The organism is Sphingomonas donggukensis, assembly GCF_023674425.1.
In the GTDB taxonomy this organism is placed as follows: Bacteria; Pseudomonadota; Alphaproteobacteria; order Sphingomonadales; family Sphingomonadaceae; genus Sphingomonas; species Sphingomonas donggukensis.
Genome location: NZ_CP098401.1, coordinates 1,423,555 through 1,440,863, shown reverse-complemented (window position 1 = coordinate 1,440,863; position 17,309 = coordinate 1,423,555). Strand labels below are relative to the sequence as shown.

Genomic DNA, 17,309 nt, shown 5'->3' with positions numbered 1-17,309 from the left:
GGACGCGCGCCGTAAAGCACGCGCTTGCACCGCCTTCACGATTGTGAAAGGCAAATGGCGGACAAGGGGCAGTGATGAGCGACGACAGCGACCTTCCGACCGGATCGACCCGCCGCCGCGCGCTAATGATCGGCGCGGTCGGGGCATCGGCGATCGTCTCGATCCGCCCGGCGCTGGCGCAGGCGGCCGGATCGGTCGCGAACTGCGAAATCCCGGTCCCCGATCCCGGCCGCGCCGGCAAATACATCGCCGCCGACGGCTCGCTGGTCGATCCCGGCACCCCCGGCGCCTTCCCGCCCGCAGGTGCCGCGTTCAAGGGCGAGGATGTGAAAAAGGCGCTGAACGGCGGCACGCTGCCCGGCACCGACTACGAACGCAGCAAGGCGTACACCAACTACATCCGCCGTCTGCAATCCGGCCAAAGCGGCTTCACCTGCTTCGCCTCCCTGCAAATGCCGCGCGGCTGAGGCTTTCTTATAGCGGTTCCTGTCGAGACATCTGCGCCCGCCAAATCCCTCGATACGCGATCTCGATACGGCCTGCGGCCTACTCGATCGCTACTCGGGACGAACGGTAGGGGGTGGGCAAGGGTTGTGCGGATCAGGCGCGATGCTCGACGGCGCTCACGGCGGTGCGGGATGGATAGCGTATGTCGCAGGGCGGTTGGGCTGGCATATTTCGAAAGTGAGGGATTGACCGTCGGGAGCTTCGCCGGGCTGATGTGCCGCGGCGTCGCAACGGCCGCGCAACGCCCGACGCCAACCGAAACGACCCCTGCCAAGATCGCCATGCCGCGCGCGCTTCAAAAACCGTTCTTGTCGAGGAGAGACCGAGTAGCGTGGCACACGCGTATCGAGGGCTCGTATCGAGACATCGTGGGACTCGAGACCGCGCGCCAATCCGATCCACGACTAACGGGTAGATGCGAGGGGCAAGGATAGTGACGAACCGCTACACCGCCGCCGACCCCCGCACCCTGCGCATCGTCGACCTCGACGCGCTCACTCTCATCTACCACCGCACTTCCGGCATCACCCACGTCGTCGCATCGCCGGTTCCCGAGCTGCTCGCCGCCCTCAACAAACCCCGCGATCTCGACGCATTGCTCGCCCATCTTGCCAACGAATATGAACTCCCCGACGCCGACCCCGCCGCGCTGACGGAACGCCTCGCCGAACTCGAAGCCGCCGGACTGGTATCGCGCGCATGAAGCACGTCCACCGCGTCCGCATCGGCCCGGTCGGGTTCCGCATCGGCAGCGACTGGCGCGCGCCGATCGCGCAGATCGCCGACCTCTACCGCGACTATCCCGCTCCAAACGATGGCGTTGCCGACTACAACGTCCGCCTGTTCGCCGCGCGTCCGTGGCGCCGCTGGCTGAGGCCAGCGATTACGCTCGGCGGAGATTTCACATTGCCCGACGCGGTGCCGATGCCGCTCGACTGGGGCGTGCTCGCCGCGGAAATGGCGATGAACCTGCAACTGGCGCTGGGCGAGCGGCGCTACCTGCTGCTCCACGCCTCCGCGGTCGAGCGCGACGGACGCGCGCTGCTGATGACGGGGGTGTCGGGCGCGGGGAAGTCGACCCTCGCCGCGCTGCTTGCGACGCGCGGCTGGCGCCTGATGGGCGACGAATTCGCGCTGCTCGACCCCGCGACCGGCCTGGTCCACGCCTTCCCGCGGCTCGTCAGCCTGAAGAATGCGAGCGTCGGCGTGATGCAGGCGGCGGCGCCGGCCGCCCGCTTCGGGCCGCTGCTGGCGAGCACGCCGAAGGGTGACCTCCGCCACATGGTGCCCGACGCCACCGCGATCGTGCGGATGGATCAGCCCGCGCGTCCGGCGCTGATCCTGTTCCCCAGCTTCGGCTTCGACCCCGCCACGCGCCCATTGCCGCAGAGTGAGGCGTTCGTGCGGCTGACCCAGGCATCGACCAACTACACCGCGCTCGGAGAAGCCGGGTTCGACGCGCTGACCCATCTCGTCCGCGCCGTGCCATCACGCGCGATCGACTATCCCGACACGGACGCCGCGCTGGAGATGGTCGAGGCGGAGTGGTCCGCGCTGTGACCGACGCCATGACCCTGGTCCGCGCGCTGCGCGATCCGGCCTCCACCGCGGCGCTCGACGGCGACGGCTGGACCGCGCTGATCGCCATGGCGCGGGCCGAGCAGATGGCGGGCACGCTCGCCCGCCGCGTCACCGGCATCGCCAAACCCCCCGCCGCCGACTGCCTGCTGACCGCAACCCTCGCCTCCGCCGAACAGGGCCGCATCGCCGCGCTGTGGGAGGCGGAGGCCGCGCACCGCGTCCTCGCACTGCTCGGGGTACCGGTCGTGCTGCTGAAGGGGACCGCCTATGTCGCCGCGGGCTTGCAGGCGGGGCAGGGGCGGTCGATCGGCGATCTCGACATTCTCGTGCCCCGGGCTTCGCTCGACGCGGTCGAAGCGGCGCTGCTGGCGGCGGGGTGGGAATGGGTGAAGCCCGATCCCTACGACGACGCCTATTACCGCCACTGGATGCACGAACTCCCCCCGCTCATCCACCGCGAGCGCGACCGGATGATCGACGTCCACCATACCATCCTGCCGCTCACCGCCCGCATCACGCCCGACATCGACGCGATGATCGACGACAGCGTGACACTGGGAAACGGCCTGCGCGTGCTGTCGCGTGAGGACATGGTGCTGCACTCGGTCGCGCATCTGTTCGCCGACGGCGATCTGGCGGGGGGATTGCGCAACCTGTGGGACATCCACTGCCTGCTGAAGGAGGTCGAGACGTCGGCGCTGATGGCGCGTGCCCGCCACCACGGGCTGGAGCGCGAAGCCGCGCGCGCGATGCGGCTGGCGCAGGCGCTCTACTCCCCGAGCGAAGTCGAGAAACCTGTCAGTCCGCTAACGCTCGCCGACCGTCTCTACCGCCGCCGCCTGCTCGCCCGCGACGGCTGGGGCCGCGCCACGCGCCCGCTCACGCGCCTGGCCTTCTACATCCGCTCGCACTGGCTCCGCATGCCGCCACTCATGCTCGCGCGGCACCTGTGGACCAAGTGGCGGAAAGCCGGTCCAGCGTAGGCATCAGCGCGCCGTAATCGTCGATCACAGCGTCCGCCCCCAGATCCTCGACCGGCCCGGTCAGGAAGCCGAAGCTGACCGCGATCGCCGGCACGCCCGCATTCCGCGCCGCCATCATATCGTAGATCGAATCGCCGACGAACGCCGCGCTGCCGCCGCCGCAGCGCTCGATCATCTCGCGGAGCGGGGCGGGGGAGGGCTTGGCGTTGCCGGGGCCGAGCGTGTCGCCCCCGATCACGCACGCGAACCGCTCGCTGAGTCCCAGGTCGTCGAGCAACTTCACCGCAAAGCTCTCGAACTTGTTGGTCACCACCGCCACGGTCACGCCCAGCCCCGCCAGCCGGTCGAGCGCGTCCACCGCGCCGGGGAACGGCTGGCTATGCACCGAAATACTGGCCTCATATGACGCCAGCAACATCTTGTAATATCGCCGAAAGTCCGCCTCGTCGCAGCCGCCGGTGGCGTCCAGCGTCAGCCGCAGCATATGCTTCGCGCCCCCGCCGATCATCGGTCGCACCTCGTCTGCGCTCAGCGGTGCCCTCCCGGCGGCGGCCAGCGCGACATTCACCGCCGCGGTCAGGTCGCCCGACGTGTCCACGAGCGTACCGTCCAGGTCGAAACCGACGATGTCGAAGGGTTTTGCGGTCATGGCGCCGATGCCTGCACGCGCGGCTATGGAATTGGCAAGACGTTCGTGGCAGTGCGGCGCGCGTGACCACACCGCGCCCCCTCGCTGCGATCATCCTGGCTGCCGGCCAGGGTACGCGCATGAAATCCGACACGCACAAGGTGCTGCACCCGATCGCCGGGCGCCCGATGCTGCTCCACCTGATCGACAGCGTCGCCGAACTCGCGCCCGCCCGCACGATGGTTGTGGTCGGCGCGCGCCGTGAGCAGGTCGAGGCGGCGGTCGCGCCCCTGGGGGCGGAGATCGTCCACCAGTCCGAGCAACTCGGCACCGGCCACGCCGTCGCCCAGGCCGAGGCGGCTTTGGGCGGTTTCGCGGGCGACGTGATCGTGCTCTACGGCGACGCCCCGCTGGTCCGCGCGGCCACGATGCGCGCGATGATCGACCGGCTTCACGCCGCCGACCTGCCCGCCGCCGTCGTGCTCGGCTTCCGCCCCGCCGATCCCGGCGCCTATGGCCGCGTCATAGCCGACGCGGATGGTCGCATCACGAAAATGGTGGAGTTCAAGGACGCGACCGATGCCGAGCGCGCGGTCGATCTCTGCAACTCCGGGCTGATCGCGGTTCGGGGCGAGGATCTGTTCGGCCTGCTCGCGCGCGTCGGCAACGCCAATGCCGCGGGCGAATATTACCTGCCCGACGTCGTCATGCTCGCCGATGCCGACGGTCGCCCCTCCGCGGTGATCGAGACCGCTGCCGCCGAAGTCGCGGGCATCAACAGCCGCGCCGAACTCGCCGCGGTCGAGGCCGACTGGCAACACGCCCGCCGCACGCAGGCGATGGCCGACGGCGCGACGCTGATCGCCCCCGACACCGTTTGGTTCGCCCATGACACGGTGCTCGGCCGCGACGTCACCATCGAGCCCAACGTCGTCTTCGGCCCCGGCGTGACCGTCGCCGACGGCGTCACCATCCACGCCTTCAGCCATCTGGAGGGGGCCACGATCGCATCGCGTGCCGAGATCGGCCCGTTCGCCCGCCTGCGCCCCGGCGCCGTACTGGGTGAAGGTTCGAAGGTCGGCAACTTCGTCGAGATGAAGAAGGCCGTGCTCGGCAAGGGCGCGAAGGCCAACCACCTCAGCTACATCGGCGACGCCGACGTGGGGGCGGGCGCGAACATCGGCGCGGGCACGATTACCTGCAATTACGACGGCTTCTTCAAATACGGTACGAAGATCGGCGCGGGCGCCTTCATCGGCTCGAATAGCGCGCTCGTCGCTCCGGTCAGCATCGGCCCCGGCGCGATCGTCGGTGCCGGATCGGTCATCACCCGCGACGTCGATCCCGACGCGCTGGCCGTCGCCCGCGGCGAACACCGCGCGCTCCCTAACTGGGCCAAACGCTTCCGCGACAACATGCTGGCGAAGAAGACAGGCAAATGAGCGACCGGTACGACGGCAAGCCGTTCCTGCGGCTGCTCGACAGCTACATCCTCGACGCGATCGGTCACCTCCCCGCCGATCAGGAGGCCGCGCTGACCGCGATGGAGCCGAAGTTCGCCGAGACGTTCGGCACCACCGGGCGCTGGCGCGACGTCGTCGCCACCCAGATGAAATTCCCGGCGGGCATGGCCGGCGCGGTCCGCGAAGTGTGGGACAAGGGGCGCCCGCGCTTCGTCGCCGCCCACGGTCGCGAACCCGACCCTGCGGAATTTACCCGCACCTTCGTCGACACCAATTTCCCGCGCTGAGCGGCCTGACAGGAATTAGCGTACATGTGTGGAATCGTCGGAATTCTGGGCACGAGCGACGTCGCCCCGCGCCTGTTCGAGGGGCTGAAGCGGCTCGAATACCGCGGCTATGACTCGGCGGGCATCGCCACGCTGGTGGACGGTCGCATCGAGCGCCGTCGCGCCGAGGGCAAGCTCGCGAATCTGGCGGTCAAGCTCGCCGAAGATCCGTTGCCCGGCACCATCGGCATCGCCCACACCCGCTGGGCGACGCACGGCGCCCCGACCGAGGACAATGCTCACCCTCACATCGTCGGCGAAGTGACGATCGTTCACAACGGCATCATCGAAAACTTCAAGCCGCTGCGCGACGAACTGCTGGCCGAGGGCCGCGAATTCCGATCGCAGACCGATACCGAGGTCGTCGCCCACCTCGTCAGCCGCGAGCTCGAGCGCGGCGCCACGCCCCGCGATGCCGTCGCCACCGTGTTGCCGATGCTGCACGGCGCGTTCGCGCTGGCGGCCATGTTCGCCGGCCACCCCGACCTGCTGATCGCCGCGCGGCTCGGCGCACCGTTGACGGTCGGCTACGGCGAGGGCGAGAACTACCTCGGCTCCGACGCCCATGCGCTCGCCGGCCTGACCCAGCGCATCGCCTATCTCGACGAGGGCGACTGGGCGGTGCTGACCCGGTCGAGCATCGAAATCTTCGACCGCGACAACCAGCCGGTCGTGCGCGAGATCGTCGCCTCGGGCGTCTCGCCCGCCGCGATCGAAAAGGGCAACCACGCCCATTTCATGCTCAAGGAAATCTACGAGCAGCCCGTCGTCGTCGCGCAGACGCTGCAAAGCTACATTCGCCCGGTCGAGCAGATGGTCGCCATGCCCCAGATGGATTTCGATCTGGGCGCGATCGAGCGGGTCGTCATCATCGCCTGCGGTACGGCGAGCTATGTCGGCATGATCGGCAAATACTGGATCGAACGCTTCGCGCGCCTGCCGGTCGAGGTCGATGTCGCGTCCGAATACCGCTACCGCGACCCCGTGCTGCTGCCGAACACGCTGGGCGTCGTCGTCAGCCAGTCGGGCGAAACCGCCGACACGCTGGCGGCGCTGCGCCACATGAAGGCGGCGGGCGTCACCACCGCGGGCATCATCAACGTGCCGACCAGCAGCATGGCGCGCGAGGTCGACCTGCTGCTGTCGACCCATGCCGGCCCCGAGATCGGCGTCGCCTCGACCAAGGCGTTCACCTGCCAGCTGGCGGTGATGGCGGCGCTCAGCGTCAATCTCGCGCGCGCCAAGGGGCGGCTCGATCGCGAGCAGGAGCAGGCGATCGTCCGCGACCTGATCGCATCGCCCGAGGCGATCAACGCAGCCCTGGCGCACGACGACGACATCCGCGCGATGGCGCACACGATCGCCGGCGCCCGCGACGTCCTGTATCTGGGGCGCGGCCCAGATTTCCCGCTGGCGCTGGAAGGCGCGCTGAAGCTGAAGGAGATCAGCTACATCCACGCCGAGGGCTATGCGTCGGGCGAAATGAAGCACGGTCCGATCGCGCTGATCGACGAGCATGTGCCCTTGATCGTCCTCGCCCCCTCGGGCCCGCTGTTCGACAAGACCGTGAGCAATATGCAGGAAGCGCAGGCGCGCGGCGCTCAGGTCGTCCTGATCTCCGACGCAGCCGGCATCGCCCAGGCCGGCGAGAACACAATTGCGACGATCGAGATGCCCGAGGTCCACCCGCTGATCGCCCCGCTCGTGTATGCGGTCCCGGTCCAGCTGCTCGCCTATCACGTCGCCGTCGCCAAGGGCACCGACGTCGACCAGCCGCGCAATCTGGCGAAGTCGGTCACGGTGGAGTGAGGTCGCGCCGCCTGCGGTAAGCGATTGCGACCCCGTCCGGATGCACCGGAAAGTCCGACCGCTTCGGTGGCAATGGCGTGCAGGGGCTTGACTTCGCACCGGATAGTCTTCGAGATTGCCGGTGCGGTCGGCCAGGGGGGCGGCCGCGGAGGGGGATATCATGAGGACCTATCTGATCGCGCTCGCGTGCGCGTCGGCACTCGCGCCTGCCGCAGTCTGCGCCCAGACCGCGCCGGCGCCGGCGCCCGTGCCCGCAACGGCGACCATCGCCGCATCGACCGAGACCATGCTGCGCGCCGGAACGCCGATCGCGCTGAAGACCGCCGAGCCGCTGACGACCGAGGGCAAGAAGCTGCGCATCGGCCAGCGCGTCCAGCTCGAGGTTGCCGAACCGGTCATGATCGGCAGCACCGTCGTCATCCCCGCGGGCAGTCCCGCGACCGGTGAGATCACCGACGTCCGCAACAAGGGCATGTGGGGCAAGTCCGGGCGCATCAACGCCCGCGTGCTATTCGCCCGCGTCAACGGGCGCCAGATCCGCCTGACCGGCGGCTTCGACGACAAGGGCAAGGCCGGCGGCGTCGGTGCTGCCGCGGTGTCGGCCATTGTGTTTCTGCCCGCCGGTTTCTTCATGACCGGGACCAGCGCCAAGATCCCGCTCGGCGCCCCGGTCGGCGCCTTCCTGGACGAGGATCTGCCGGTAACCTTCGCCGCGGCGGCCCCGCTGGCAGCTCCGGCGGCGACACCGGTCGTGACCGCGGCGCCCGCCGCAGCCGTACCGGTTTCGACGACCACGACGATCAAGAAGTGAGGATCGCGGGGCCTGCCGGCGCCGACCGGCAGGCCCCGCCACCACCGCTACGTCCGCGCCAAGCAATTGTTTGCGGCGCACGGGTGGTTTCCGCCTAGATAGGCGCCACCATGTCCCGCCCGACCCACCTCGACGCGCTCGAAGCCGAATCGATCCACATCCTGCGCGAAGTGGTGGCAGAGGCCGAGCGCCCGGTGATGCTCTATTCAATCGGCAAGGATTCGGCGGTCATGCTGCATCTGGCGCGCAAGGCGTTCTTCCCCGCGCCGCCGCCGTTCCCGCTGCTCCACGTCGACACCACTTGGAAATTCCGCGCGATGTACGAGCTGCGCGCCCGCGCCGCAGCGGCGGCGGGGATGGAGCTGCTCGTCCACCGCAACCCGGACGCGGAGGCGCGCGGGATCAATCCGTTCGATCACGGCGCGCTCCACACCGACCTCTGGAAGACCGAGGGGCTGAAGCAGGCGCTCGACCTCCACGGCTTCGATGCGGCGTTCGGCGGCGCGCGCCGCGACGAGGAGAAGAGCCGCGCCAAGGAACGCGTGTTCAGTTTCCGCTCGGCCACCCACCGCTGGGATCCCAAGGCGCAGCGCCCCGAGCTGTGGCAGCTCTACAACGCCCGCAAGGCGAAGGGAGAGAGCATCCGCGTCTTCCCCTTGAGCAACTGGACCGAGCTCGACATCTGGCAGTACATTCTGCGCGAGGGGATCGAGATCGTGCCCCTCTATTTCGCCGCCCCGCGCCCGACGGTCGAGCGCGACGGCATGATCCTGATGGTCGACGACGACCGCTTCCGCCTCGCCCCGGGCGAAGTCCCGGTCCATCGCTCGATCCGCTTCCGCACGCTCGGCTGCTACCCGCTGACCGGTGCGGTCGAGAGCGAGGCGACGACGCTCGGCGCCGTGATCCAGGAAATGCTGCTCGCCACCACCAGCGAGCGCCAGGGCCGCGCTATCGACCACGACCAGTCGGCCAGCATGGAGAAGAAGAAGGCGGAGGGCTATTTCTGATGCCGCCCCGCGCCTGTCCTACACACGCCCGCGCCCCTAACGTCCGCGCCATGACGGACGGTCGCAACTTCACGCGTTTTACAACACGCCTGTGGACGAACTTCGAGAAATTCGGCGGCGGCGCTTTCCCTGCGCAGGGCATCGCCCGATGACCCGCCACGCCTACCGCCCCGACGCGCTGATCGCGACCGACATCGACGCCTATCTCGCGCGGCATCAGGAAAAGTCGCTGCTGCGGTTCCTGACCTGCGGCTCGGTCGACGACGGCAAGTCGACGCTGATCGGGCGGCTGCTGTACGATGCCCGCGCGATCTTCGACGACCAGCTCTCCAGCCTCGAGGCGGATTCGAAAAGAGTCGGCACGCAGGGCGCGAACATCGACTTCGCGCTGCTGGTCGATGGCCTTGCCGCCGAGCGCGAGCAGGGCATCACCATCGACGTCGCCTACCGCTTCTTCGCGACCGATCGGCGCAAGTTCATCGTCGCTGACACGCCCGGCCACGAACAATATACCCGCAACATGGTCACCGGCGCCTCGACCGCCGACCTCGCCGTCATCCTGGTCGATGCCCGCAAGGGGGTGCTGACCCAGACGCGTCGCCACGGCTTCCTCGCCCACCTGCTCGGCATCCGCCACATCGTGCTGGCGGTGAACAAGATGGACCTGATCGGCTGGGACCAATCTGCCTACGATGCAATCGTCGCCGATTTCGCCGCGTTCGGCACCTCGATCGGGATGGGGCAGGCGGTCGCGATCCCGATTTCGGGGCTGGGCGGCGACAATATCGCGTCGCGGTCCGCGAACACACCGTGGCATGATGGGCCGACTTTGCTCGACCACCTCGAAACCGTGTCGATCGACAGCGACGACGCCTCGCCCGCGGCGTTCGCGATGCCGGTGCAGTGGGTCAATCGCCCCAATCTGGACTTCCGCGGTTTCGCCGGCACCGTCGCCGGGGGCAGCGTCCGCCCCGGCGACCGCGTGCGGATCGTGCCCTCGGGCCGCACCAGCCATGTCGCGCGCATCGTCACGCAGGGCGGCGATCTCGACGTCGCGGTGGCGGGGCAGGCCGTGACGCTGACCCTGACGGACGAGGTCGATTGCTCGCGCGGCGACGTCATCGCCGCCGCGGACGACCCGCCCGTGGTCGCCGACCAGTTCGCCGCGACCATCGTCTGGATGGACGAAACCCCGCTGCTGCCGGGTCGCGGGTACTGGCTGAAATCGGGCGCGACCACGGTCAGCGCCAGCGTCCGCGCGCCCGAATATGCGATCGACGTCAACACGCTCCAGCATCTGTCGGTCAAGACGCTCGGCCTGAACGACATCGGCGTCGCCGACGTTCAGGCCGATCGCCCGATCCCCTTCGCGCCCTATGCCGACAGCCGCGTGCTCGGCGGGTTCATCCTGATCGACAAGCTGACCAACGCAACCGTCGCTGCGGGCATGATCGAGCATGCGCTGCGCCGCAGCCAGAACGTCCACTGGCAGGCGATCGAGATCACGCGCGAGGCACATGCCGCGCAGAAGGGGCAGGCGCCGAAGCTGCTCTGGTTCACCGGCCTGTCGGGCTCGGGCAAGTCCACCATCGCCAATCTGGTCGAAAAGAAGTTGCACGCGCTCGGCCGACACAGCTTCCTGCTCGACGGCGACAACGTCCGCCACGGATTGAACCGCGACCTGGGCTTCAGCGACGCCGACCGGATCGAGAATATCCGCCGAGTGGGGGAGGTCGCGCGGCTGATGACCGACGCCGGGCTGATCGTGCTCACCGCCTTCATCTCGCCGTTCCGCGCCGAACGCGAGCTGGTGCGGGCGATGCTGCCGGAGGGCGAATTCGTCGAGGTGTTCATCGACACGCCGCTCGCCGTGGCCGAGGCACGCGACGAAAAGGGGCTCTACGCCAAGGCCCGCAGCGGTGAGATCGCGAACTTCACCGGCATCTCCAGCCCCTATGAGCCCCCCGAACACCCCGACATCCGCATCGACACCCAGCGCATGTCGGCGGAGGATGCCGCCGAGCTGATCGTCGACCGCATCGTCGGCATGTGGATGCCCGTCATATGACCGACGCCGCGCTCGCCCGGTCGATCGCGGAGGAGGCGGGGCGACTGCTGCTCTCGATCCGCCATTCGGGCGCCACCGGGCGGGCGCTGGGCGACGCGGGCGACCGCGCGGCCAACACGCTGATCCTCGACCGGCTGCGCGCGGCCCGGCCCGGCGAGTTCATCCTGTCCGAGGAATCGGAGGACGATCCGGCGCGCTGCTCTGCACGGCGCTGCTGGGTGGTCGATCCGCTCGACGGGACCGCCGAATATGCCGCGGGCCGCGGCGACTGGGCGGTGCATGTGGGCTTGAGCATCGATGGCGTGCCCGCCGCCGGCGCGGTCGCGCTGCCCGCGCGCGGCCTCGTCTTCGACACCGAAGCCTGTGCCGCCGCGCCGCCCGCGCGCGTGCCCCCGCGCATTGTCGTCAGCCGCACCCGCCCGCCGGCGGAAGCGGTCCTGCTTGCCGAACGGCTTGGCGGCGAACTCGTGCCGATGGGCTCGGCAGGCGCAAAGGCGATGGCGGTGGTGATGGGGGAGGCCGACATCTACATCCACGCCGGCGGCCAATACGCTTGGGACAACTGCGCCCCCGCCGCCGTCGCGCTCGCCGCCGGCCTCCACGTCTCGCGGCTGGACGGCACGCCGCTCACCTACAACCGCCGCGAAACATGGCTGCCCGACCTCCTGATCTGCTCGCCGGCGGTGGCGGGGACGATCCTCGCGGTGCTGGCGGAGGGTGGCGAGGGGTAGGGCTCAGCCGGTGCGCATGGCGCGGATGCCCTTGCCCTTGCCGATCTTGACGAAATAGCTGCCGAGCGCCGCCTTGCGGATCGTCATGACCTGGCCCGCCACGGGCGGCAGGCTGCCGACCCAGGCCTCGGTCGTCGCCCAGCGCGCCCCGCCCTCGATCGTGAAGCCGTATTTGCCGTAGCCCAGCGTCGAGACATTCGTGATCTTCGCCTCGATGGTATCGATCTCGTCGCCCTTGTCGGGTCCGCCTTTTCCGAACAGCCCGATCCGCGGCAGCTGGAAACCGAACAGCGACCGGCGCGTCGATTTCACCTCGTCCTTGTCGACCATCACTATCTCGCGCCGGCGCGTGGCATCGACCAGCGCGCGGCCCGCCGCGTCGAAACACTCCAGGCGCCGCGTGTTGTCGGCGATCTCCAGGCAGGCGGCGATCCTGTCGACATGCGACGGTGCGCCATCGCGCGTTGACGTTTGCGGTGCCGCTGTGGCGCCGATCATGGCCATCAGCAATGTTCCGACACTCAACTGCATGTCTTGCTCCCGAGTTTTGATTTGCTAGCTACTGTTTCAGCATAAGTAAGATTATGAAAATATTGCGGTTAGAGTCCCATGTTGCGGCGACGCAACAGCTCAATTGCAATCGGCTCGACGTTCCAATTCTAGCGTTGCGCACCGGGGCGTTCAAAGGGACGATAAGGGGGAGCGTGGTGGAACACCATGCGCATTGTGCCGCCTTGGGGGGCGGTATTTGTGGGGACCAAACTGATGAAGCCATATATCCGCCGCCGCCTGCTGGCGTCGACGTTGCTGATTTCGGCAGCCGCGCTGTCGACGCCGGCCTATGCCCAGGTTGCGGAAGCGACCGAGACCGCTCCCGACGCACAGCAGGCGCCTGAGGCGCAGGTCGGTGAAGACATTGTCATCACCGGTTCGCGCATCGCGCGTCCCGACCTGGAAGTCGCCAGCCCGGTCAATGTGATCGGCAGCGAGGAAATCGCGCTGCGCCAGCCGAACACGGCCGAAGACCTGCTCCGCGAGCTTCCGTCGGTCCGCCCGAACCTCGGCCCGGCAGTCAACAACGGCTCGGACGGCTCGGCCGCGGTCGATCTGCGCGGCATCGGCGCGAACCGCACGCTCGTCATCCTCGACGGTCGTCGTATCGTGCCGTTCGGCCTGGACGGCGTGGTCGATCTGAACGTCATCCCGACCGGCCTGGTCGAGCGCGTCGACGTCGTGACGGGCGGCGCTTCGTCGGTTTACGGCGCCGACGCTGTCGCTGGCGTGGTGAACTTCATCACGAAGCGCAACTTCTCGGGCATCCAGGCTTCGGGCAATTACCGCGTTTCCGAACTCGGCGACGCAGTCCAGTACCGCGGCGACCTGCTCGTCGGCGCGAACCTTGATGACGGTCGCGGCAACGTCGTGCTCGGCCTCGGCTATGCCAATCGCAAGGCGGTGCTCGCCACCAGCCGCAAGATCGCGGAAATCCCGATCGGTTCGGGCACCGGCACGTTCCTGGGGTCCACTGGTTCGGTTCCGGCGATCTTCCAGTCGAGCCTGGCGACGACGACCAACCCGAACGGTCTGCCGACCACCGGCCTCGGCGCGGTGATCGATCCGGCCACGGGGTCGTTCCGTGCGGCGACGCAGGCGGACACCTTCAACACCAACCTCGGCACCTATTTCCTGACGCCGCTCGAGCAGTACAACGTGTACGCGTCGGGCCGTTACGAAGTGGCGGACAACATCGAGGTCTATGCGACCGGCATGTTCACGCGCAACAAGGCCGAGCTGGCGCTGGCCTCGTCGGGGACGTTCGGCAACGCCTACGACCTGCCGCTCAACAACCCGTACCTGCCGACCACCGCCCGCAACCAGCTGTGCGCAGCCAACGGCATCTCGGTCGCCGACTGTAACGCAGCGGCGGCGGTCAACACCGGCACGGCGCGCACCGTGCGCGTGATCCCGTCGCGGCGCTTCGCCGAATACGGTCCGCGCGGCAACCCGATCGAATCGACGATGTTCCAGGTCCAGGCCGGCATCCGCGGCGACATCGTGGAAGGTCTGAAGTTCGACGTCTCGGCGCAGTACGGCGAGACCAACCAGAACCAGGCGCGCATCAACTGGGGTTCGTCGTCGAAGGTGCAGCAGGCGCTGCTCGCCTATCGCAACGCCGCCGGCCAGCTGGTCTGCTCGAACACGGCCAACGGCTGCGTTCCGCTGAACGTGTTCGGCGCCAACGGCTCGATCACCCCGGACCAGATCGCCTTCATCGACCTCGACGCGCAAATCCGCCGTCTCGTATCGCAGAAGGTCATCACCGGCTCGATCAACGGCGATCTTTTCAACCTGACGAGCCCGTTTGCCAACTCGCCGATCGCGTTCTCGATCGGTGCGGAATACCGCAAGCTGACCGCATCGGCGACGCCTGACGCGCCGTCGCAGATCCAGGGCGAAGTGCTCGGCACCGGCGCACGCACCCCGCCGGACTTCGGCACCTACGACGTGCGGGAAGCGTTCGGCGAGATCATCATTCCGCTGATCGAGGACAATTTTCTGTATCGCGCCTCGATCGAGGCAGGCGTCCGCTATTCCGACTATTCGACGACGGGCGGCAGCACCACGTGGAAGGCCGGCGGCACGATCGAGCCGATCCAGGGCTTCAAGTTCCGCGGCATGTACCAGAAGGCGGTTCGCTCGCCGAACATCCAGGAACTGTTCCAGTCGCCGGTGCAGGGCCTTTCCAACCTGCTCGTCGATCCGTGCGCCGGCGCCGCACCGACCGCTTCGCGCACGTTGTGCGAGGGCACGGGCGCTCCGGCCGGCACGTACGGCGGCATTTCGCAGCCGTCGTCGAACCAGATCAACGTCACGACTTCGGGCAACCCGAACCTCGACGTCGAGCGCGCCACGACCTACACGCTGGGCGCCGTCATCGCGCCGCGGTTCATTCCGCGGTTCTCGCTGACCGTCGACTACTTTAACATCAAGATCCGCGACCTCATCAGCGCACCGTCGCAGAATGACATCCTCAACGGGTGCTATTCGACGACGCTGAACCCGTCGCAGACGCTGAACGGCTTCTGCTCGCTCATCCGCCGCAACCCGCTGACGGGTTCGCTCAACGGTGCGGGCGAGACGCCGGGCGTCATCCTGGGTTCGTCGAACCTGGGTCGCCTGCAGACCGCCGGCATCGACGTCGGGTTCAACTATGCGATCCCGCTCGGCAACAGCGAGCTGCGTCTCGGCTTCAACGGCACCTGGCTCGACTATTACCGCATCCAGGCGACGCCGCTGTCGATCTTCCGCGAGTGCAAGAGCTATTACTCGACCAGCTGCACGAACGCGCGGCCCGAGTATAAGTGGAATGCCCGTGCCAGCTACGACTTCGGCGTGCCCGACGTCTCGCTGCTGTGGAACCACATCAGCAAGGTCCGGCTCGAAGACATTCGTCCGGCGTCGCTGGGCCTGAACGATCCGGGTCCGGGCAACACCGCGACCGCGTACAACGGCATCCTGCCGCAGTTCCGCCAGGTGAAGTCGTACGACTATTTCGACCTGAACGTGCGCTTCGACGTTTCGGACGAGTTCGAATTCGGCCTGCTGGTCGAGAACCTGTTCGACAAGAAGCCGCCGCTGCTCGGCAACGGCGTTGCCGGTACGGCGTTCAACAACGGCAACACCATGCCGACGATCTACGACGTGATCGGTCGCGCCTACACGATCAGCGGCAAGCTGAAGTTCTGATCGTCCGGTTGATCCGAGACGCCTTTCGGGGGGCGGGCCATTGGTCCGCCCCCTTTTTTTGTCTTTCCTTTGGCCAGGGCCGTCGCCACACATCGCGGCGATGCTGCCCGGCGCACCTGTCGCGATCGATCGCGCGATCGACACCGCTATCCGCCTGCGCGACGCGGGACAGGGCGGTGCTGCCCTGAACGAACTGAAGGCGGCGCTCGCGACATGGCCGGGTGAGGCGGGGCTGTGGCAGACACTGGGGACGGTGCATCGGGCGCTGGAGCAGTCGAGCGAAGCCATCGACGCATTTTCTGAGGCCGTGCGATTGCGGCCGCAGAACGTGCGCGCCGCGCAGGGTGTCGCGCAGGCGACGCTGGAAGCCGGTCGTCCCGCCGCCGCGCTGTTCGAGGCGCTCGCCCGCAAGGCACCGGGCGAGGGCCAACTGCTCCTGGGTCTCGCCGCCGCGCAATGGGCTGAGGGCGATGCAGAAGCGGCGCTGAAGGGGCTGGCGACAGCGGTCGATGCCAACCCGCTGTGGCTTGAAGGACAGGCGACGCTGGCCGACCTGCGCTGGCAGGCGGGCGACCGGCAGGGTTTTGCGGGCGGCTATGTTTCGGCGCTGCGTGCGCATCCTGCGCATCTGGGCCTGTGGCTGGCGCTGATCGACCTGTTGGTGCGCCTCGAGATGTACGACACGGCGACGAACGTGATCGCGCAGGCGCATCAGTCGACCGGCGAGATTGCGCCTCTGATGCTGGCGGAGGCGATCTGCGCGTCCGAGCTTGGCGACATCGCCGCCGCCGACGCCGCCTTCGACCGGATCGTATCGCCGACCGCCGGTGTGGCGGTCATCGAACGGCACACGCGACACCTGATCGCCACCCGGCGGGTCGAGCAGGCGGCGGACGGAATTGATGCCGCGCTTTCCCGGGCGGACGCCGATAGCCTGTGGCCCTATGCGGCGCTGATCTGGCGCGTGCTGGACGATCCGCGGTGGCAGTGGCTGGAGGGTGATCCCGCGCTGGTCGCGACCTACGATCTCGATATCGACCTGCCGGCGCTCGCGGAGCGTCTGCGTGCCCTGCACACGGCGCGAAGCGACCCGCTCGGCCAGTCGGTGCGCGGCGGCACCCAGACCGATGGCCCGCTGTTCGCCAACGCGGCGCCGGAGATCCAGTCGGCCCGCACAGCGATCGTCGACGCGGTCGGGCGTCATATCGCGGGACTGGGGCGGCGTGACCCAAGGCATCCGACGCTGCGGCATGTCGGCAAGCCGTTTCGCTTCGCCGGGTCGTGGTCGGTGCGCCTGACCGACGGCGGACATCACAGCCCGCACGTTCACTCCCGGGGATGGCTGAGTTCGGCGTGCCACATCGTTCTGCCCGGCGGGCATGCTGCCGGGGACAGTGGCGGCGTCGCCGGCGCGGGGCAGCTGCTGCTCGGACAGTCGCCCGCGGCGCTACGCCTCGATCTGGCGCCGCTCCGCACGATCGATCCGCAGCCGGGCCGCCTGGTGATGTTCCCTTCGACCATGTGGCACGGCACCACGCCTATCGGCGCGGGCGAACGTCTGAGCATCGCCTTCGACGTCGCCGCAATCGGCTGAGCTCATCTCTTAAACGGTTGTTTACCGTCCCCGCTTACGGTCGCGAAAGCA

General features: G+C 68.3%; 15 protein-coding genes. 13 read left to right on the top strand and 2 right to left on the bottom strand.

Features of this window, described 5'->3' with window-relative positions; translation table 11 throughout:
• The first annotated feature begins 74 nt into the window (after positions 1 to 74).
• From M9980_RS07055 to M9980_RS07040, 4 genes are all read left to right on the top strand, one after another.
• On the top strand, positions 75 to 467 hold the full coding sequence (locus M9980_RS07055; RefSeq protein ID WP_250754759.1) for a hypothetical protein: 393 nt from the start codon (positions 75 to 77) through the stop codon (positions 465 to 467).
• 473 nt (positions 468 to 940) lie between these two features.
• Entirely contained in the window at positions 941 to 1,210 is a 270-nt protein-coding gene (locus M9980_RS07050) for an HPr-rel-A system PqqD family peptide chaperone (protein WP_250754758.1), read from the top strand.
• Positions 1,207 to 2,067 (top strand): HprK-related kinase A, encoded by an 861-nt coding sequence (locus M9980_RS07045; protein ID WP_250754756.1) that lies wholly within the window; start codon positions 1,207 to 1,209, stop codon positions 2,065 to 2,067. Before M9980_RS07050 ends, M9980_RS07045 begins: the two co-directional genes overlap by 4 nt.
• Positions 2,068 to 2,075: 8 nt before the next feature.
• The gene (locus M9980_RS07040) at positions 2,076 to 3,071 is read left to right on the top strand and encodes a nucleotidyltransferase domain-containing protein (RefSeq protein WP_250754808.1); all 996 of its coding nucleotides are present in this window, start codon (positions 2,076 to 2,078) and stop codon (positions 3,069 to 3,071) included.
• Here the strand turns inward: M9980_RS07040 and M9980_RS07035 are convergent.
• Positions 3,019 to 3,720, bottom strand: a complete 702-nt coding sequence (locus M9980_RS07035; protein WP_250754754.1) for an HAD-IA family hydrolase — start codon at positions 3,718 to 3,720, stop codon at positions 3,019 to 3,021. The genes M9980_RS07040 and M9980_RS07035 overlap by 53 nt on opposite strands.
• A 119-nt stretch (positions 3,721 to 3,839) precedes the next feature.
• Between M9980_RS07035 and glmU the strand changes: the two genes are divergently transcribed.
• The 7 genes from glmU (at position 3,840) to M9980_RS07000 (ending at position 11,917) form a co-directional block, all read left to right on the top strand.
• Positions 3,840 to 5,141 carry a bifunctional UDP-N-acetylglucosamine diphosphorylase/glucosamine-1-phosphate N-acetyltransferase GlmU gene (gene glmU, locus M9980_RS07030; RefSeq protein ID WP_250754807.1) on the top strand — a complete coding sequence of 434 codons (1,302 nt, stop codon included), beginning with the start codon at positions 3,840 to 3,842 and terminating at the stop codon, positions 5,139 to 5,141.
• Positions 5,138 to 5,449, top strand: a complete 312-nt coding sequence (locus M9980_RS07025; protein ID WP_250754753.1) for a hypothetical protein — start codon at positions 5,138 to 5,140, stop codon at positions 5,447 to 5,449. Before glmU ends, M9980_RS07025 begins: the two co-directional genes overlap by 4 nt.
• 24 nt (positions 5,450 to 5,473) lie before the next feature.
• A complete protein-coding gene (glmS, locus tag M9980_RS07020) occupies positions 5,474 to 7,297 on the top strand; it encodes a glutamine--fructose-6-phosphate transaminase (isomerizing) (protein ID WP_250754751.1) in 1,824 nt (607 codons plus the stop codon).
• Positions 7,298 to 7,457: 160 nt separating this feature from the next.
• Positions 7,458 to 8,108: a hypothetical protein gene (locus M9980_RS07015; protein WP_250754749.1), complete on the top strand. Its 651-nt coding sequence runs from the start codon at positions 7,458 to 7,460 to the stop codon at positions 8,106 to 8,108.
• A 110-nt stretch (positions 8,109 to 8,218) separates the two neighbouring features.
• Complete coding sequence (cysD, locus tag M9980_RS07010; protein WP_250754747.1) at positions 8,219 to 9,118, top strand: sulfate adenylyltransferase subunit CysD; 900 nt, start codon at positions 8,219 to 8,221, stop codon at positions 9,116 to 9,118.
• A 148-nt stretch (positions 9,119 to 9,266) separates the two neighbouring features.
• Complete coding sequence (cysN, locus tag M9980_RS07005; protein ID WP_250754745.1) at positions 9,267 to 11,186, top strand: sulfate adenylyltransferase subunit CysN; 1,920 nt, start codon at positions 9,267 to 9,269, stop codon at positions 11,184 to 11,186.
• A complete protein-coding gene (locus tag M9980_RS07000) occupies positions 11,183 to 11,917 on the top strand; it encodes a 3'(2'),5'-bisphosphate nucleotidase CysQ (protein ID WP_250754742.1) in 735 nt (244 codons plus the stop codon). Before cysN ends, M9980_RS07000 begins: the two co-directional genes overlap by 4 nt.
• A 3-nt stretch (positions 11,918 to 11,920) precedes the next feature.
• Here the strand turns inward: M9980_RS07000 and M9980_RS06995 are convergent, their stop codons facing one another.
• Positions 11,921 to 12,448: a hypothetical protein gene (locus tag M9980_RS06995; RefSeq protein ID WP_250754741.1), complete on the bottom strand. Its 528-nt coding sequence runs from the start codon at positions 12,446 to 12,448 to the stop codon at positions 11,921 to 11,923.
• Positions 12,449 to 12,682: 234 nt separating this feature from the next.
• Between M9980_RS06995 and M9980_RS06990 the strand changes: the two genes are divergently transcribed.
• Together M9980_RS06990 and M9980_RS06985 are read left to right on the top strand one after the other, a co-directional pair.
• Positions 12,683 to 15,664 (top strand): TonB-dependent receptor plug domain-containing protein, encoded by a 2,982-nt coding sequence (locus tag M9980_RS06990; RefSeq protein WP_250754740.1) that lies wholly within the window; start codon positions 12,683 to 12,685, stop codon positions 15,662 to 15,664.
• A 100-nt stretch (positions 15,665 to 15,764) separates the two neighbouring features.
• Positions 15,765 to 17,258: a 2OG-Fe(II) oxygenase family protein gene (locus tag M9980_RS06985; protein ID WP_250754739.1), complete on the top strand. Its 1,494-nt coding sequence runs from the start codon at positions 15,765 to 15,767 to the stop codon at positions 17,256 to 17,258.
• Positions 17,259 to 17,309: the final 51 nt, after the last annotated feature.

What these genes read in the sequence shown, in the direction of transcription:
- M9980_RS07045 (WP_250754756.1), top strand. Translation starts at nt 1,207, where the DNA reads ATGAAGCACGTCCACCGCGTCCGCATCGGCCCGGTCGGGTTCCGCATC.
- M9980_RS07040 (WP_250754808.1), top strand. Translation starts at nt 2,076, where the DNA reads ATGACCCTGGTCCGCGCGCTGCGCGATCCGGCCTCCACCGCGGCGCTC.
- M9980_RS06985 (WP_250754739.1), top strand. Translation starts at nt 15,765, where the DNA reads ATGCTGCCCGGCGCACCTGTCGCGATCGATCGCGCGATCGACACCGCT.
- M9980_RS07025 (WP_250754753.1), top strand. Translation starts at nt 5,138, where the DNA reads ATGAGCGACCGGTACGACGGCAAGCCGTTCCTGCGGCTGCTCGACAGC.
- M9980_RS07055 (WP_250754759.1), top strand. Translation starts at nt 75, where the DNA reads ATGAGCGACGACAGCGACCTTCCGACCGGATCGACCCGCCGCCGCGCG.
- M9980_RS06995 (WP_250754741.1), bottom strand. Translation starts at nt 12,448, where the DNA reads ATGCAGTTGAGTGTCGGAACATTGCTGATGGCCATGATCGGCGCCACA.
- glmS (WP_250754751.1), top strand. Translation starts at nt 5,474, where the DNA reads ATGTGTGGAATCGTCGGAATTCTGGGCACGAGCGACGTCGCCCCGCGC.
- cysD (WP_250754747.1), top strand. Translation starts at nt 8,219, where the DNA reads ATGTCCCGCCCGACCCACCTCGACGCGCTCGAAGCCGAATCGATCCAC.
- glmU (WP_250754807.1), top strand. Translation starts at nt 3,840, where the DNA reads ATGAAATCCGACACGCACAAGGTGCTGCACCCGATCGCCGGGCGCCCG.
- M9980_RS06990 (WP_250754740.1), top strand. Translation starts at nt 12,683, where the DNA reads ATGAAGCCATATATCCGCCGCCGCCTGCTGGCGTCGACGTTGCTGATT.
- M9980_RS07035 (WP_250754754.1), bottom strand. Translation starts at nt 3,720, where the DNA reads ATGACCGCAAAACCCTTCGACATCGTCGGTTTCGACCTGGACGGTACG.
- M9980_RS07015 (WP_250754749.1), top strand. Translation starts at nt 7,458, where the DNA reads ATGAGGACCTATCTGATCGCGCTCGCGTGCGCGTCGGCACTCGCGCCT.
- cysN (WP_250754745.1), top strand. Translation starts at nt 9,267, where the DNA reads ATGACCCGCCACGCCTACCGCCCCGACGCGCTGATCGCGACCGACATC.
- M9980_RS07000 (WP_250754742.1), top strand. Translation starts at nt 11,183, where the DNA reads ATGACCGACGCCGCGCTCGCCCGGTCGATCGCGGAGGAGGCGGGGCGA.